The sequence below is a fragment of the Azospirillum palustre genome, from assembly GCF_002573965.1.
Taxonomy (GTDB): domain Bacteria; phylum Pseudomonadota; class Alphaproteobacteria; order Azospirillales; family Azospirillaceae; genus Azospirillum; species Azospirillum palustre.
This window is the reverse complement of record NZ_PDKW01000042.1, coordinates 927,400-944,846: the sequence shown is the minus strand read 5'-3', so window position 1 is coordinate 944,846 and position 17,447 is coordinate 927,400. Positions and strand designations below refer to the sequence as shown.

Sequence of the window (17,447 nt, the reverse complement as noted above, 5' to 3'; positions counted from 1 at the left end):
CGCCTTCCGTCAGGCCACGGCGCGCGCGGAGCCCGCCCCGGCATCACCGTGGACACCGTCGCGCATGTCCTGGTCGAGGCTGTCGGCGGCGATCCACCCCGACATCAGCACCATCGGCATGCCCGGTCCGGGATGGGCGGCTCCCCCGGCCAGATACAGGCCCTCGACATCGCGGGAGCGGTTGCCGGGCTTGAAGGCGCCCATGAAGCGGCCATGGCTCGCCAAGCCATAGATGGCGCCGTTCAATACATTGTAGCGGTCGTTGATGTCCTGCGGGGTCAGCACATGCTCGACCCGGATGCGGTCCTCCAGATCGGGCATGCCGGCGGTGCGCTTCAGCTTGTCGAACACCACGCGGCGGTAGGCCGGAAGCATGCGGTTCCAGTCGTGACGCTCGCGCAGATAGGGGGTGTGGACCAGCACATACAGCGCCTCGCCGCCCGCCGGTGCGACGCCCGGTTCGGTGCGGGCCGGGGCGGCGATGTAGCAGGTCGGGTCGGGCGCCGGTTCCCCCTGGCGATAGATCCAGTCGAACTCCTCCTCCGGATCGCGTGAGAAGACGAAGTCATGGTGCAGCAGGTGATCGTAGGCGCGGTCCAGCCCCAGATAGAACACCACGCCGGAACAGGCCGGCTCGTAGCTGCGGCGCTTGGCGAAGCGCTTGGCCGGGGGGCCGCCGATCAGTTCCTGATATGTGCGGACCGAATCCATGTTCGACACGGCGGCCGAAACCGGGATGCGCTCGCCGCCGTCCGTCTCGACCGCCACCACCCGGCCACGCTCCACCTGAAGTCGGCGGACGCCGGTGCTGGTGCGGATTTCCACGCCCAGCCGCCGCGCCACCCGCTCCAGCGCCGTCGGTACGGCGCGGGTGCCGCCCATCGGGTACCAGACGCCGTCATTGGTCTGCATGTGGGCGATGGCGCACAGCACCGCGGGAGAGCCGTAGGGCGAGGAACCGACATACTGGGTGAAATGGTCCAGCATCTGCGCCGCCCGCGCATCCGGCACATGGCTGCGGATGGTGCCGGCGACCGTGCTGCCCATGCGGAGCGCCAGCACGTCCGACAGGGTGCTGGCGTTGAAGCTGTTGCGGAAGTTCAGCGTGTCGCCGAGATCCTCCACCGACTTCCAGAAGAAGAAGCGTTCGGAGATGCCGTGCAGCCGTTCCGACATCGCCTGGAAACGGCGATAGCCCTCCCCTGCCCCGCGCCCGGGCGCCAACTTGTCCAATTCCGCCGCCATGGTCCCGACATTCTCCGACAGGTCCAGCACCGTGCCGTCGTCGAAGAAGCAGCGCCATTGCGGCTCCAGCCGGACCATGTCCAGCTCCTGGTCCAGATCGCAGCCGGCCTCCTCCAGGATGCGGCGCAGGACGCGCGGCACCGTCAGGATTGTCGGCCCCATGTCGAAGCGGAACCCGCCTTCCTCCAGAACGGCCGCCTTGCCGCCGACCCAGGCATTCTTTTCCAGCAGGGTCACCTTGTGCCCGCGCGCCGCCAGCACCACCGCCGCCGCGAGGCCACCCAGGCCCCCGCCGATCACCGCGATCCGATCCGTCATGCCATTCCCCCTGCAACGGCCTGCCTCAGCATGCCGGACAAACCCATGGTCTTTGTGCGCCAGGGCGTCGGCAGGCCCAGTTCCTGGGCCAACAGCCGCACCGTGATGCGTGCGCCTTCGAAAATGACCGGCAGGCCGCTGCCGGGATGGGTGCCGCCGCCCACCAGATAGACGCCGTCCAGATCCTCGAACCGGTTGCGCGGGCGGCGGTGAAGCATCTGGTCCAGGCTGTGCGCCAGATTGAAGGTGGCGCCGCGGTGCACGGCGAACTCGCTGTCCCAGTCGGCCGGCGTCACAACCCGTTCCACCCGGATGCGGCGCTCCAGATCGGTCAGGCCGAAGCCCGCCAGCCGGTCGAGCACCAGCCGGCGGTAATGCGGCGCCTCCGCCTTCCAGTCGATGTGGCCGCGCTGGTGGCCGACCGGCACCAGGATGTAGAGCGTGCTGCCGCCCGGCGGCGCCAGATCCGGATCGGTGACGCAGGCGTTCTGCACATAGATCGACGGCCGGCGCGGCAATTCCCGGCACTCCTCGATCTCCGCGAGGTTGCGGGCGTAATCCTCCGCCAGATAGACGGTGTGGTGGTCCAGCCCGTCCATTTTGCCGTCGATGCCCAGATACATCATGAAGGTGGAGCAGGAGAATTTCTTGGTGGCGAGGCGAGCGTCGCTCCAGCGCCGGCGCAGATCGTCGGGCACCAGCGTGGTCATGGCGCGGGCGAAGTCTGCATTGATGACCAGCGCGTCGGCCGGATAGTCGCCGGCGTCCGTCCGCACACCGACGGCGCGGCGGCCCTGGAACTTGATGTGGCGCACCGTTTCGTTCAGCCGGACGGTGACGCCCAGGCTTTCCGCCGCCCTCCGCATCGCCTCCATCACCGATTCCGTCCCGCCGCGGGGATGGAAGATGCCGTGTTCATGCTCCAGGAAGGACAGGATGGTGAACAGGCTGGGGCAGCGGAAGGGCGACATGCCCAGATATTTGCTCTGGAACGAGAAGGCGAGGCGGATGCGCGGATCCTGGAAATAACGGGACAGGTCTCGGTCCACCGAGCGGTGCGGCGCCAGCTTGCCCAGGGCCTTCAGCATCGGCAGCGAGGCGAGCGCCCAGGGGCTGGAGAAATCGGATTCCAGAACCGGGCGGAAACGCTCCATCTTCGCCCGGTTGTCGGCCAGGAAGCGCGGAAGCCCGTCGGCGTCGCCCGGACTGAGCTTGGCGATCTCCGCCATCAGCGCCTTCATCTGGGCATGGACGCGCAGCTCCCCGCCGCCTTCGAACACCAGCCGGTAGAGCGGGTCGAGGCGGATCAGGTCGACCTCGTCCGACAGGCGCCGTCCGCAGGCTTCGAAGATTTCCTCCAGTATGCGGGGATAGAGGAAGAAGGTGGGACCGCTGTCGAAGCGGTAGCCGTCGAGCGAGAAGCCCGCCGATCGTCCGCCGATGCGGTCCTGCCGTTCCAGCACCGTCACCTTCGCTCCGGTGAGCGCAAGGAGCATCGCGGATGCCAATCCGCCCGGTCCCGCGCCGATGATCACGACTTGTCGTTCCATCCGCTTGCCAAACGCTCCTGCGCTGCAAAATTCAGTCGTGATCTCTACGAAGCCGGGTCGAAAATGGATCGCAACAACAACCCCTTTCCTGACGTCTTATCTCCTTGGATAAGAAAAGCGATCCCTCGGGGGGCGGTCGGCTTTACGGCATGGTCCGAACAGGATATTTCTCTACGCCTTTCCACCATTCGTGGACTCCGCCACCGCATCGCCGCCGGTGCGGAAGAACTCGTCGAGGCACTGCATACGCGCCCCGGCCGAACCGCTGCCGAGAGCGTCAGCGCCGAAATCCTGCCGTTGGCGGAGGCCTGCCGGTTCCTGGAGCGGGAAGCGTCCAGACTGCTGGCGCCAAAGAGGCTGGGCCGGCGCGGGCGCCCGGTCTGGCTGTTCGGGGTCGAGGCGGAGGTGCGGCGGGAGCCGGTCGGCACCGTGTTGATCGTCGGCCCATCCAATTACCCGTTGCTGCTGCCGGGCGTTCAGGCCGTCCAGGCTCTGGCGGCCGGAAACCGGGTGCTGGTCAAGCCGGCGCCGGGATGCAGCGCGCCCATGATCTTGCTTGGAGTCTGGCTGGAGGAGGCCGGACTGCCGCCCGGGCTGTTCCGAGTGTTGGACGAATCCGCCGCCGCGGTGGCGGAGGCCATTGAGGAGGGTATCGACAAGCTGGTGCTGACCGGATCGGCCGATACCGGACGGGCGGTGGCGGAAAAGCTGGCCCGGCATCTGGTGCCCTCGACGATGGAGCTGTCGGGCAACGACGCCGTCTTCGTCCTGCCGGGTGCGGATCCGGAGCAGGTCGCCCGTGCGCTGGCCTTCGGCCTTCGGCTCAACGGCTCCGCCACCTGCATCGCGCCGCGTCGGGTGTTCGTCCCGCATGGCATGGCGGCGGGCCTGGAGGCCGCGCTGCTCCGCCATATCGGCACGATACCGGCAGTGCCTGTGTCCCCGCCGACCGGACGCCGGCTCGCCGCCCTTGCCCGGGATGCGGTGGCGGGCGGAGCCCGTGCGCTGGGCGCTTTGCCGGGGGAGGACAGTCCGGCGATGGCGCCGCTGATCCTTGCCGACGCGACGCCTGACATGGCGCTGCTGCGCGAGGAGATCTTCGCCCCGCTGCTGTCGCTGGTGCCGGTGCGGGACATGGGCGAGGCGCTGACGGTTGCGGCCGCCAGCCCTTATGCGCTGGGGGCATCCGTGTTCGGGCCGGAGGCGCAGGCCCGGGAATTGGCCGGGCGGGTCGACGCCGGGACCGTCACGATCAATGACCTCATCGTGCCGACCGCCGACCCGCGCCTGCCCTTCGGCGGACGGCATGCCAGCGGCTGGGGCGTCACCCGTGGCGCCGAGGGGCTGCTGGAGATGACGCAGGTGAAGACCGTCTCGGTCCGAAAAGGGCGGCTGCGCCCCCATTTCGACCAACCGCGCGCCGGTGACGAGGCGCTGATGCTGGCGGCGCTGCGCCTGTTCCATGGCGGCCCCGGCACCCGCGGCGGGGCGCTGCGGCGGCTGGTGCAGGCGGTGCGCGGACGGTCCGCCGGATGACCATGGCCTTCCTGACTTTAGCCCACGACTGACTTTGACCCCAACGAAACACGGATGACCGTATGCTTGCCCTGGCCCTTGCCTTTCTGATCGGCGCCGTCGCCGGCTCGCGCACCCTGATTGCCCCGGCCGCCGTCAGTTGGGCCGCCTATGGCGGCTGGCTCGAGCTGTCGGGAAGCTGGCTGTTCTTCCTCGGGCACCCGGTGTCGCCCTGGGTCTTCACCGCCATGGCAGTGGCGGAACTGATCGTCGACAAGCTGCCGACCACTCCCAGCCGCAAACTGCCCTTTCCCTTCGCCAGCCGCATTGCCGGCGGCACCATCGCCGGTGCTGCCATTGGGGCGAATGCCGGATTCTGGATCGGCGGGCTGGTGGCCGGCGGCATCGGCGCCGTGGTGGGCACGCTGGTCGGCTATGCCGCCCGCATGCGCATGGCCGCCGCCTTCGGCCGCGACCGTCCCGCCGCCCTGCTGGAGGATGCGGCGGCGCTGGTCGCGGCCCTGCTGATCGTCTCCGCTGCGTGAGGGACAGGGCCACCCTCCGCCGTCCCACCGCGCGGGTCGCGATCTTCGCAGTGGCTCGGTGACGAGGAAACGGACGGCGTGCGGCGGCGGTTCGTACACGCTCATGCCGCGGCCCTCACGCCGTGGTGTCGCTGTAGGCCCGGCGAAGCTCCCGCTTCAGCAGCTTGCCGGCGGTGTTGCGCGGCAGGCTGTCGACGAAATGAACCTGCTTCGGCAGCTTGAAGGGCGCCAGATGACCGCGGCAATGGGCGATCACCCCTTCGGCATCGACGCTCTGGCCGGTGCGCAGCACGACGAAGGCGGTCACCGCCTCGATCCATTTCGGGTCGGGCAGCGCCACCACCGCGACCTCGGCGACGGCGGGATGGGTGTAGATCGCCTCCTCCACCTCGCGGCTGGCGACCACAACGCCGCCGGTGTTGATGACGTCCTTGATGCGGTCGACGATGTGGAGATAGCCGGACTCGTCCAGATAGCCGACGTCGCCGGAGTGGAACCAGCCGCCCTGGAAGGCCTCCTCCGTCTCGCGCTCCTTGTCCCAATAACCGACCATCAGCTGGGGGGAGCGGTGGACGATCTCGCCATGGCCGCCCGGAGCGAGATCGTTCATCTCCAGATCGACGACCCGCGTCTCGACGTTCAGCACCGGGCGGCCGGCGGAGGCTGGACGCTCCTCATGCTCTTCCGGGGCCAGCACGGTGGCGAGCGGGCCGATCTCGCTCTGGCCGTAGCAGTTGAAAGGCTTCGCGTTGGGCAGGCGCCGGCGAAGCTCCTGCAGCACCGGAACCGGCATGATCGAGGCGCCGTAATAGAGCTTCTCCAGCGATCCCAGATCGTGAGCGTCGAAATCCGGATGGCGCAGCAGCCCGACCCACACCGTGGGCGGCGCGAAGAAGGAGGTGATGCGGTGCGCCTCGATCAGTTCCAGGCACTGCTTCAAGGCCGGAGCCTGGATCAGCAGCGTGGTGGCGCCGACCATCAGTTGCGGCATCAGGAAGACATGCATCTGCGCCGAATGGTAGAGCGGTAGCGCCGCCAGCGCCCGGTCGCTCTCGGCGAAGCGGCAATCGTGGATGGCGCTCTCATACTCCGCCAGCAGGCCGCCATGGGTCATCATCGCGCCCTTCGGCGCAGCGGTGGTGCCGGAGGTATAGAGAAGCTGGACCACCGTGTCGGCATCCACGACCACATCGATGTCCGCTGGGGCGCCCCGGTCCTGTGCGATGGCCAGCACGTCCAGAGAACCGGCACCGGCAGCCAGCGTCCCGACCCACTCCATCCGCGCCGCTCTTCCGGCATCGGCAAGAGTGCCGGCCAGATCGGCGTCGTGCAGCACCATCCGCGCCCCCGACTGCGTCAGGATGTAGGACAGCTCTTCCCCCGTCAGGGCGTAGTTGACCGGCACATGGATGAAGCCGCCGACCGCGCAGCCGAGCCAGGCCACGACATAGGCGTCGGAATTGCGCCCGAAGGCCGCCACCCGGTCGCCCGGCCGCAGACCCATGTCGTGAAGCCGCCTGGTCACCCGCTTCGCAGCCGCATGCAGGCCGGCGAAGCTCCAATCCCGCCCGTCGTGGCGCAAAGCGATGCGGTCGCCATAGCGCCGCGCCGCCCGTGCCAGAGCCCCGCCGATGCTGGTGCCGCGCGCCGCGGCGATGGCGTCCTTGGCAACATCCCTGGGCATGTCTGTCCTCCCGGTTCTGCAGGGTTCTGGCGCCGTCGCCGCACACCCCGGTCGCGGGCTCGGCCGGTCCTTTATTTACTGTATGGAACCTAAGTTACTTGAAAGTAGGCAAGGAAACAAGTTTGCTGAACGAACTGATTTTTTGCCGGCCTGGACATGGGCACAGCCAAATGGGAAAGCGATAGGCCGGAAGAATGAGCGAAGGGAGCCAGCACCGCATGTCGGACTCGCCATGGAAGACCGCCGCCGACCGCCGCAGCGAACGGGAGGAAAAGCGGATCGCCGTGCTGCGGACGGCGGCGCAGGCCTTCAACGAGCTTGGCTATCACGCCACCTCGCTGGACGACATCGCCCGACGGCTGAACGTGACCAAGCCGACGATCTATTACTATGTGAAGAACAAGGAGGAGATCCTGTTCGAGTGCGTGCGGATCGGGCTGGAAATGCTCGACAGCGCTTCCAACGACGTGACCGGTCATGGCGGCAGCGCCTATGACGAGCTGGTGGCGGTGATGATCACCTATGTCGACATCGTCACCATAGATTTCGGCATGTGCGTGATCCGGGTCGGCGAGGAACCGCTGACCGAGGACAGCCGCCGTACCCTGCGCGGGCTGAAGCGCCGCATCGACCTGAAATTCCGCAGCCTGATCGAACGCGGCATCGCCGAGGGCAGCATCGTCCCCTGCGATCCGAAGATCGCCGCCTTCACGCTGTCGGGTGCGCTCAGCTGGGTCGCCCGCTGGTACAGTCCGGACGGCGATCTGGACCCGGCGGAGATCGCCCGCCAGTCCATCGCCCTGCTGCTGAACGGCCTGCGCCCGCGTCCCGACATGGGATGACTCCGCCGTCGGGCCCCGGTCGACCATAGGCCCAAAGTGCACCGGCCGACCTGCCGTCGGCGTTGTATGATCGTCCACTGCTCTCCTTCTTATACATATGTGGGTATGATGAAAATGGGGTGGTGGGTTGCCGTCGATGTGCGATCCAGAAGAACATTCTTGACGTAGAACAATCCATGTGTGGCCCCGGAACCGAGGATCGTCCCGAAGATGACCGTCGAACTGACTGATGTGCAGGCGAAGCGACTTCACACCTTCTCGATAACGTATGACGATCTGGACCGGTTAAGGGGCAACCGGGAGTTCGCGGAGCAGCGTCTTCCCGCATTGTTGACCGAGTGGCACCGGCATTTCGATGCATGGCCGGAAATCCAGGCGGCGCTGCAACGCCCTGATGTGCATGCCGCCCGCCTGGATCATTGGATGCGGGCCGTATCCGGTCGGATCGATGCCGGCTTCGCCGACTCCGCGAAACGGCTTGCGACCCAGTTCTATAAGAACGGCGTCCCGGCCTATGCGGTGTCGATCTGCCATTACATCGTCAGCTCCAACATCGCCCGCGAACTCGGGCTCACCGGCGGCGACGAGGGGCTGAGGGCCGGCCTGTTCGGCGCCGCCGCCCGCCGCAACCGGATGGCGCAGCTGGAGACGCTGAACAAGGTTGCATGGTTCGATATCGAACTGCTGCTGGAGACCTATCGGGTGGCGGAGGAGGAGAGCAAGCGCGCCACCCTCGACCGGCTCGCCGGCACCTTCGAAGACAGCGTGAAGAGCATCGTGGAGGGCACGGTCGCCGCCTCCAACCAGATGCAGGCCCACGCCCAGCGCATGTCGCAGATTGCCACCAGCACCAGCCGCCGCTCCGCCGATGTCGCGTCGGAGACGGAATTCGCCTCGTCCAGCATGCAGACGGTGGCCGCGGCGACCGAACAGCTTGCCAGTTCCATCACCGACATCAGCCGGCATGTCAACGAGTCCTCCCGCATCTCCACCTCCGCCGTCGGCGAGGCGGAACGGACCAAGGGAACCGTCAGCGGTCTGGTGGAAGCGGCCCAGCGCATCGGCGACGTGGTCAACCTGATCAACAACATTGCCAGCCAGACCAACCTGCTGGCTCTGAACGCCACCATCGAGGCGGCACGGGCGGGAGAAGCGGGCAAGGGCTTCGCCGTCGTCGCCAATGAGGTCAAGAGCCTCGCCAACCAGACCGCCAAGGCGACGGAGGACATCTCCAGCCAGATCGCCGGCATGCAGAATGCCGCCGGCCAGGCGGCCGACGCGATCCAAGGCGTGGGCCGCACCATCGTCCACATCAACGAGATCGTCACCACGGTCGCCGCGACGGTGGAACAGCAGACCGCCGCGACGCAGGAGATCACCCGCAACGTGCAGGAGGTCGCGGTCGGCACCCGCCGGGTCACCGGCTCCATCGGCGAGGTCACGCAGTCCTCGTCGGAGACCGGTATCATCGCGCAGGAGGTGCTGGCCGCTGCCGGGTTGCTGCACCGGCAGGCGGACGATCTGAACCGGGGTGTCGGCGATTTCCTGACCAGCATCCGCACCGCAAGCTGATCGCCGATCCGGATCCGCCGATCCGCCGCGCATGGCTGCCGCGCCCCCTCGCCTGCTGGACGGACGGGGGCGGCGGCGGGCAGCATGGGGCGGTCGAAAATCATTCGTACAGGTATGGGTTCGTGGTCAGCGCAAAGGATGGCGGCGGGAATGGCCCCGGGAATGACGACGGCTCATGGCTCCGCCCGCGGACGGTCGCGCAATGGGCGGGACTGCTCGCCCTGTCCGCGGCGGCGACGCTCGGTCTCGATGCGGCCGGGCTGCCGGCGGCCTGGCTGATCGGGCCGATGATCGGCGCCATCGCGCTCGGCGTCGGCGGTGCCACCATCCGCGTTCCGGCCTCGGGCTTCACCATGGCGCAGGCGATCATCGGCTGTCTCGTCGCCCATGCCGTCACCTCGTCGATCCTGCTGTCCATTGCCCGGAACTGGCCGCTGATGCTGGGAACCGTCGGGCTGACGGTGCTGGCCAGCGGCATCGTCGGCTGGCTGTTCGTCCGCTACGGAAGCCTGCCCGGCACCACAGCGGCCTGGGGCGTGTCGCCGGGTGCGGCCTCCGCCATGGTCGCCATGGCCGGCGACCATGGCGCGGACGTCCGGCTGGTCGCGGTGATGCAGTATCTGCGCGTCGTGCTGGTGGTGCTCAGCGCCTCGCTGGTGACGCATGCGCTGACCGCCGGTTCGCAGGGCGCCGCCATCCCGGTGGCCCCGGTCGAGGCGCTGGACCTGCGCGGGCTGGCGGCGACGCTGCTGGTCGCCGCGGCGGGCGGCTGGATCGGCCACCGTTTCCGCATTCCCTCCGGCGCCCTTCTGGTGCCGATGGTGCTGGGCGCGCTGGTCCAGACCGGTGCGGGCATTACCCTGCAACTGCCGCATGCGCTGCTGACAGTCACCTACACCGTCATCGGCTGGAGCATCGGCCTGCGCTTCACCCGCGAGGTGCTGAGTCACGCCCTGCGTGCCGTGCCGCAGATGCTCCTGTCGACCGGGCTGATGATCGCCCTGTGCAGCCTGTCGGCCTGGGTGCTGGTCACGCTGCTGCCGACCGATCCGCTGACCGCCTTCCTCGCCACCAGCCCGGGCGGGCTCGATTCGGTGGTGGTGATAGCGCTGGGCAGCGGGGTGGATCTGCCGCTGGTGCTGGCCCTGCAAACCCTGCGGCTTTTCGTGGTGGTGCTGTCGGGGCCGCCCCTGGCCCGCCTGATCGCGCGCTACGCCTGACGGTTGAGCGGCGCCATTGCGTCCCGGCGTCCGGCGGACGTATCCTTGATACCCCCCTTTCATGACCGATCCCGGAGTGCCCCGGCAATGACCGACCGTCCCCACCGTCCCGAAACCATCGCCGCCGGCGCCCTGGGCTTTGAGGATGCGGCCAGCGGCGCGGTCATCCCGCCGATCCACCCGTCCACCACCTATGTCCGCGACCCCGACAACGGCTATGGCCGCGGCCGGGTCTATGCCCGCGCCGACAACCCGACCTTCGACATTCCGGCCAGGACCATCACCGAACTGGAAAAGGGCACCGACACGCTGCTGTTCGCCTCCGGCATGGCGGCGGCGACCGCGGTGTTCCAGGCGCTGGACCCCGGCGACCATGTGATTGTGCCCGACGTGATGTACTGGGCCTTCCGCAGCTGGGTCCATGGCCCCGCCACCCGCTGGGGCCTGAAGGTCGAAGGCGTCGACACCAGCGACACCGATGCGGTGCGCGCCGCACTCCGTCCCGGCCAGACGCGGCTGGTGTGGGTGGAAACCCCGGCCAACCCGCTGTGGACCGTCACCGACATCGCCGCGGTGGCCGAACTGGCGCACGAGGCGGGCGCCTGGCTGGCGGTGGACAGCACGGTCGCCACCCCGGTGCTGACCCGTCCGCTGGAACTGGGCGCCGACATCGTCATGCATTCGGCGACCAAGTATCTCAACGGCCATTCCGACGTCGTCGCCGGCACCCTGACCGCTGCCCGCAAGGACGAGTTCTGGGCCCGTATCAAGGCGGTGCAGACCCAGCAGGGCGGCATCCTCGGCAGCTTCGAGGCATGGCTGCTGCAGCGCGGCCTGCGCACCCTGTTCGCCCGCGTCCGCTGGCAGAGCGACGCCGCCATGGCCCTGGCGGAGCGGCTGTCCGCCCATCCGCGGGTGGCCGAGGTGCTCTATCCCGGCCTGCCCGGCTTCCCCGGCCATGGCATCGCATCGCGCCAGATGACCGGCGGCTATGGCGGCATGCTGTCCGTCCGCGTGAAGGGCGGCACCCAGGCGGCCATCGACACCGCCGCCCGCGTCGAAATCTGGCGCCGCGCCACTTCGCTCGGCGGGGTGGAGAGCCTGATCGAGCATCGCGCCAGCATCGAAGGGCCGAGTTCGCCGGTGCCGGGCGACCTGCTGCGCCTGTCGGTCGGGCTGGAGTCGCCGGACGACCTCTATGAGGATCTGTCGCAGGCGCTTGGACAGGGCTGAGGACCGTCCAGCTCCCGTCGCCCGCAGGCCAGGGCGGCGGGACATATCGACGCGGCACGGCGGAGCCTGCGCATTTCCGAGTACCCCCAACGCGGATAGGGCTTGACAGTGAGAATGATTCGCGACGTTATTCGCTGAGAATAAGTCGCACTTGCTGTCATTACCGACCACCGACGTTCGAGGAGACCTCCATGTCGAAGCGCGCTGCCGGCTTTGCCGCCGTAGCCGTCGTTGCCCTGCTGCCGTACGGTGCCCAGGCTGCCGGTCCGGCCTACAAGGACGTGGCGAAGAACTACGCCGACATCGCCCATGCCGCCTATGAGGACGCCACCAACGGCGCCAAGGCGCTGAAGAAGGCGGTGGACGCCCTGGTCGCCAACCCGACCGAGGACAATCTGGCGAAGGCGCGCGACGCCTGGAAGGCCGCCCGCGTTCCGTACATGCAGACGGAAGCCTTCCGCTTCGGCAACCCGATCGTCGACGAATGGGAAGGCAAGGTGAATGCCTGGCCGCTGGACGAGGGCCTGATCGACTATGTCGACGACGGCTATGCCGGCGGCGAGAGCAACCCCTACGCCAAGGCGAACGTCATCGCCAACCCGAAGATCACGGCCGGCGGCAAAACCATCAACGCCTCCAAGATCACCAAGGATCTGCTGACCGATAAGCTGCATGGCGCCGGCAAGGTCGAGGCGAACGTCGCCACCGGCTACCACGCCATCGAATTCCTGCTGTGGGGCCAGGATCTGCACGGCACCGGTCCGGGGGCCGGTGAGCGCAAGGCCACCGACTACGGCAAGGGCAAGGACTGCACCAACGGCCATTGCGACCGCCGCGTCCAGTACCTGAAGGTCGCCACCCAGATGCTGGTCGACGACCTGTCGGAAATGACCGCCGATTGGGCCGCCAAGGGCAAGGCCCGCGCTTCAATCGCCAAGGCTCCGGAGAGCGAAGGCGTCGGCCGCATGCTGACCGGCCTGGGATCGCTGAGCTATGGCGAGCTGGCGGGCGAGCGCATGAAGCTCGGCCTCATGCTGCACGATCCGGAAGAGGAGCATGACTGCTTCTCCGACAACACCCACAACTCGCACTATTACGACGAAGTCGGCATGGTGAACGTCTACAACGGCAGCTACAAGCGCACCGACGGCAAGACCGTGTCGGGTGCCTCGCTGTCGCAGCTGGTCGCCGCCAAGTCCGCCGACGCCGACGCCGCAGTCAAGACCGCCATGACCAACACCATGACGGCGATGCAGGCGATCAAGGACACCGCCGACAGCGGTAAGATGGCCTACGACCAGATGATCGCCGCCGACAATGACGAGGGCAACAAGCTGGTGTCCGCCGGCATCGACGGGCTCGTCGCCCAGAAGAAGGCGCTGGAAGGCGCCGTCGCCGCGCTCGGCGTCTCGGTCGAGGTCAAGGGCTCCGACAGCCTCGACGACCCGTCGAAGGTCGGCAAGTAAGCACGCCTGTCCGGCTCCGGTCCCGCGCTCTCCCGCGCAGGACCGTTTCCCCCGAGCTTCCCTTCCGGGCCGACCCGGCGGGGGATGGCGAAGGGACCGGAGCCGGCCCTTTCCTGCCTGAAGTTTTTTGGACCGCCGTCATGCCGCATCGCCCCGCCTCCGCCCTGTCCCGTCGCACCCTCCTGCGCGCCGGGGGTGCCGCCTTCGCGGCGGCGGCGCTGGGCGGAACCGGCCTTGCCGCCCCCGATGCAGGTGCGCTGAAGGCCGGTCTCGCCGGCCCGACGCCGGTCACCGCCGCCGGCGAGCTGGTCGAGGTCGAGCTGGTCGCCAAGGAGCGGATGCTGCGCATCCTGCCGGAACCGGCCGGGCCGTCGCCGCTGATCACCTATGCCGACAGCTTTCCCGGCCCGATCATCCGCATGCGCAAGGGCCAGCGGCTGCGCGCCACCCTGGTGAACGGGCTGGGCGAGCACACCTCGATCCACTGGCACGGCATCCGCCTGCCGAACCTGGAAGACGGCGTGCCCTATCTGACCCAGCCGCCGACCAAGCCGGGCGAGCGCCACGTCTATGAATTCACCCCGCCCGATGCCGGGTCCTTCTTCTTCCATCCCCACTGCAACACGGTGGAGCTGCTGGGCCGCGGCCTTGCCGGCGTTCTGATCGTCGAGGAGCCGGACGCGCCGAAGGTCGATGCCGACGTCGTCTGTCTGGTCAAGGACTGGCAGCTGGACAAGACCGGAAAGTTCGGCACCTTCATGACCGACCGCGGTGCTTCCCGCGCCGGCACCTTCGGCAGCGTCTCGACCGTCAACGGCGCCATCGAGCCGGTGATCGAGGTTCCGGCCAACGGCGACATCCGCGCCCGCCTCTACAACATCGACAGCACCCGCGTGGTCGATCTGCGGGTGGAAGGGGCCGAGGCCTGGATCATCGCCGTCGACGGCAACCCGCTGCCGCCCCGCCCGCTGGACGGCTGGCCGATGGGTCCGGCCATGCGCATCGACGTGCTGTTCCGCGCTCCGCCCAAGGCTGGCCAGACCCTGCGGCTGACCAACGTCTATTCGGCCGAACCCCGGCCGCTCGCCACCTTCCGCGCCGTCGGACCGAGCCTGCCCAACAAGCGCTTCAAGCCGCGCGCCCTGCCCGCCTCCGCCATTCCGGAGCCGGATTTGAAGGACGCGCCGATCATCCCGATGGCCTTCTCCGCCACCGCGGTGGCACAGAGCTTCGACGCGGCGGCCCTGCCCGGCCTGCCCTATGCCGACGCGCTCTGCCTGTCGGCGAAGACCTTCTGGGCGATCAACCAGCAGAGCTGGCCGGAGGGCGGGCACGAGCGTCTGCCGCCGCCGCTGGTCACGCTGGAGAAGGGCCGGAGCTATATCTTCGAGCTGGCCAACCTGACGCCGCATCTGCACCCGATCCACATCCACGGCTACACCTTCAAGGTGCTGTCCTCCGATGCCCGCAAGGTGGTGCCTCACCATGCCGACACGGTGCTGCTGGAGCCGAAGGAACGGCTGCGCGTCGCCATCAAGGCCGACAATCCCGGCGACTGGATGTTCCACTGCCACATCATCGAACATCAGGACACCGGCATGATGGGATACATCCGCGTTGCTTGACTCACGAATCGTACAGTTGGAATTCCCTCTCCCCCCCGGGGAGAGGGTAAGGGTGAGGGGGCAGCGCGGGCGTCAGCCCGTGCCAGGGGATTGCCAAGGGGCAGAATGCCCCTTGGCGGCGCGCGACCGCGCGCCGGCCCCCTCACCCTCCCCACGCCTGCGGCGCGGGTCCCCTCCCTCTCCCCGGGGGAGAGAGGGTAAGTGGCGGCACGCGGCCCTGACCGCCCTGCTCCTTCTCGCAGCCCCCACTGCCGCCCAGGCCGCCGACAGCCTCGACAACCGCATCGGCGAGGCGCTGTTCCGCCGCATGTGGGTGGCGGCGCCCACCGCGACGCAGGCGGCGGACGGGCTCGGTCCGCTCTATAACGCCCGCTCCTGCGCCACCTGCCATCCGCGTGGCGCCGGCGGCCGGCCGCCCGATCCGGCGGTGAAGGACGACCAGGGCATCGGCTATGCGATCAAGCTGAACGCCGATCCGGTCTATGGCCGGCAGATCCAGTCGAACGCCATTCCGAGCCAGTTGGTCGAAGGCCGCCCCCGCGTCACCTACCGCGAGGAGACGATCCGCTTCCCCGACGGCGAGACCGTCCGGCTGCGCCATCCGACGCCGGTGGTCGAGGATCTCGGCTATGGCCCGCTGGCCGAAGCGACGGTGATGTCCGCCCGCGTGCCGCCGCGCGTCCATGGCATGGGCCTGCTCGACCGCATCCCGGCCGAGGCCATCGAAGCCGAAGCCGCCAGACAGGCCGCCTCCGGCGGTCCGGTCGCCGGCCGGGTGAATTATGTAACGCTGGACGGCAGGCGGCAGGTCGGCCGCTTCGGCTGGAAGGCGATGCACCCCACCCTGGACCACCAGGATGCGGAGGCCTTCAGCCTCGACATCGGCATGTCGACCCCGGCCTTCCCGGAGCCCTGGGGCGACTGCACCCCGGCACAGACCGCCTGCCGCAATGCGCCCCACGGCGATTCCAAGCAGTTCGAGGGGCTCGAGATCCCCAGCACCGTCATCGGCCTGATCGACGGCTACCTGCGCGACCTGCCGCCCGACGGCAGCCTGGAGGCGCCGAAGCACAAGGCCGGTACCTCCCTGTTCGCCGACACCGGCTGTGCCGCCTGCCACCGCCCGTCCTGGCGCACGGGGGAGGATGCCGAGCATCCGTCGCTGTCCAACCGCGACATCTTCCCGCACAGCGACATGCTTCTCCACGACCTCGGCCCCGGGCTGGGCGACCGGCTGCCGATGGGCGAGGCGAACGGGTCGGACTGGCGCACCACGCCGCTGTGGGGCTTGAACCGGCTCGCGGCCAAGGATGGGCAGCTGTCGCTTCTGCATGACGGACGCGCCCGCAGCGTCACCGAAGCGATCCTGTGGCATGGCGGCGAGGCGGAAGCGGCCAAGGACCGCTTCAAGTCTCTGCCGGGTGAGGATCGGAAACGTCTGGTGCGTTACGTTCTGGGTTTGTAAAGGAAGAGCGGGGGGCTCGTTCCACCTCGAAGGCAGAAGGGATTTGATCGTATGCGACGCCGCATAGTGCTGGGACTGATGTCGGCCGCCGCCGCCGTGGCGGCCCTGCTGCCGCGGACGCCGGCCTTCGCCGCCCGCCAGTCGGACAAGGATGCCGCCTTCCTGGGCGGCATGGTCCGCACCCATGCCCTGCCCCGCTTCGATGCGCTGGTGGCGGCGGCCACCGCCTATGCCGACACGCTCGACCGTTTCGCCGCCGGCCCCACCGCCGCCGGGCTTGAGGAGGCACGCGCTGCCCATTTCAAGGTGACCGACGGCTGGGCCGCCGTGCAGCATCTGCGCCCCGGCCCGCTGACCATGAATCTGCGGGCCGACCGCATGTCGTTCTGGCCGGAACGGCCCGGCGTGGTCCAGCGCCAGATCGGCCAGATCCTGCGCGACCATGACCCCAAGCTGCTGGAGCCAGGCGCGCTGGCCCGCCAGAGTGCGGCCGTCCAGGGTCTGACCGTGCTGGAGCGGCTGCTGTTCGACGAGGGCGTCACCGCCGACGGCTTCACCGGCAGCGACGCCAAGCAGTACCGCGCCAAGCTCGCCGCCGCCGCCACCCGCAACATCGCCGCCATCGCCACCGATGCGCGCGACGGCTGGAAGGAACTGGAGCCGCCGGTCGCCGCCGGGCAGGCGACCGTTCTCGGCCCCAATTCATCGGAAGCGGTCAACACACTCTATTCCTCGGCCATCACCGCGATGCAGGTGGTGATCGACCAGAAGCTGATGGCACCGCTCGGCACGAGCGTCGAGGATGCCAAGCCGACGGTGGTGGAAGCGCTGCGCAGCGGCCGGTCGCTGCGCAATGTCGTGCTGAATCTGGAAGGGCTGCGCGCCCTGCTGATGGGCGAGCATGGCGGTCCGGGCTTCGTCTCGCTGCTGCCCGCCAACGACGACGGCGCCACCGCCAAGCAGGCCATCGACGAGAGTTTCGCCGCCGCGATCAGCGCGGTGGAGGCGGTCCCAGGCCCGCTGAACAAGGCGGTGACCGATCCCGCCGCCCGCAAGAAGACCGAGAGCGCGCTGCGGCTGGTCAAGGCGGCGCGGGTGGAGATGCTGGGCACGCTGGCGCCGCTGCTGGACATCACGCTGGGCTTCAATGAACTGGACGGAGACTGA

General features: G+C 68.6%; 13 protein-coding genes. 10 read left to right on the top strand and 3 right to left on the bottom strand.

The window, feature by feature from the left end:
- Positions 1–9: 9 nt before the first annotated feature.
- Positions 10–1,563 carry a phytoene desaturase family protein gene (locus tag CRT60_RS21670; RefSeq protein ID WP_098738572.1) on the bottom strand — a complete coding sequence of 518 codons (1,554 nt, stop codon included), beginning with the start codon at positions 1,561–1,563 and terminating at the stop codon, positions 10–12.
- Positions 1,560–3,113 (bottom strand): phytoene desaturase family protein, encoded by a 1,554-nt coding sequence (gene crtI, locus CRT60_RS21665; protein ID WP_098738571.1) that lies wholly within the window; start codon positions 3,111–3,113, stop codon positions 1,560–1,562. Before crtI ends, CRT60_RS21670 begins: the two co-directional genes overlap by 4 nt.
- A 63-nt stretch (positions 3,114–3,176) precedes the next feature.
- Between crtI and CRT60_RS21660 the strand changes: the two genes are divergently transcribed.
- Positions 3,177–4,649 (top strand): aldehyde dehydrogenase family protein, encoded by a 1,473-nt coding sequence (locus CRT60_RS21660; RefSeq protein WP_244592701.1) that lies wholly within the window; start codon positions 3,177–3,179, stop codon positions 4,647–4,649.
- 62 nt (positions 4,650–4,711) lie between these two features.
- The gene (locus CRT60_RS21655) at positions 4,712–5,173 is read left to right on the top strand and encodes a DUF4126 family protein (RefSeq protein WP_098738570.1); all 462 of its coding nucleotides are present in this window, start codon (positions 4,712–4,714) and stop codon (positions 5,171–5,173) included.
- A gap of 115 nt (positions 5,174–5,288) precedes the next feature.
- On the opposite strand, the gene CRT60_RS21650 is transcribed toward CRT60_RS21655, so the two are convergent.
- Entirely contained in the window at positions 5,289–6,857 is a 1,569-nt protein-coding gene (locus CRT60_RS21650) for a fatty acyl-CoA synthetase (RefSeq protein WP_098738569.1), read from the bottom strand.
- Between the two features lie 218 nt (positions 6,858–7,075).
- Between CRT60_RS21650 and CRT60_RS21645 the strand changes: the two genes are divergently transcribed.
- The 8 genes from CRT60_RS21645 to CRT60_RS21610 all read left to right on the top strand — a co-directional run bounded on the left by CRT60_RS21645 (position 7,076) and on the right by CRT60_RS21610 (position 17,447).
- Positions 7,076–7,699, top strand: coding sequence for a TetR/AcrR family transcriptional regulator (locus tag CRT60_RS21645; protein ID WP_098738787.1), 624 nt, complete (start codon positions 7,076–7,078; stop codon positions 7,697–7,699).
- A gap of 210 nt (positions 7,700–7,909) precedes the next feature.
- Complete coding sequence (locus CRT60_RS21640; protein ID WP_098738568.1) at positions 7,910–9,271, top strand: globin-coupled sensor protein; 1,362 nt, start codon at positions 7,910–7,912, stop codon at positions 9,269–9,271.
- 122 nt (positions 9,272–9,393) lie between these two features.
- Positions 9,394–10,491, top strand: a complete 1,098-nt coding sequence (locus tag CRT60_RS21635) for an AbrB family transcriptional regulator (RefSeq protein WP_244592687.1) — start codon at positions 9,394–9,396, stop codon at positions 10,489–10,491.
- 87 nt (positions 10,492–10,578) lie between these two features.
- Positions 10,579–11,724, top strand: a complete 1,146-nt coding sequence (locus CRT60_RS21630) for a trans-sulfuration enzyme family protein (protein WP_098738567.1) — start codon at positions 10,579–10,581, stop codon at positions 11,722–11,724.
- Positions 11,725–11,915: 191 nt separating this feature from the next.
- Positions 11,916–13,190 carry an imelysin family protein gene (locus tag CRT60_RS21625; RefSeq protein WP_098738566.1) on the top strand — a complete coding sequence of 425 codons (1,275 nt, stop codon included), beginning with the start codon at positions 11,916–11,918 and terminating at the stop codon, positions 13,188–13,190.
- A gap of 140 nt (positions 13,191–13,330) precedes the next feature.
- Positions 13,331–14,815: a multicopper oxidase family protein gene (locus CRT60_RS21620; protein WP_098738565.1), complete on the top strand. Its 1,485-nt coding sequence runs from the start codon at positions 13,331–13,333 to the stop codon at positions 14,813–14,815.
- 112 nt (positions 14,816–14,927) lie between these two features.
- Positions 14,928–16,280, top strand: a complete 1,353-nt coding sequence (locus tag CRT60_RS21615; protein WP_244592686.1) for a di-heme oxidoredictase family protein — start codon at positions 14,928–14,930, stop codon at positions 16,278–16,280.
- Between the two features lie 51 nt (positions 16,281–16,331).
- A complete protein-coding gene (locus CRT60_RS21610) occupies positions 16,332–17,447 on the top strand; it encodes an imelysin family protein (protein WP_098738563.1) in 1,116 nt (371 codons plus the stop codon).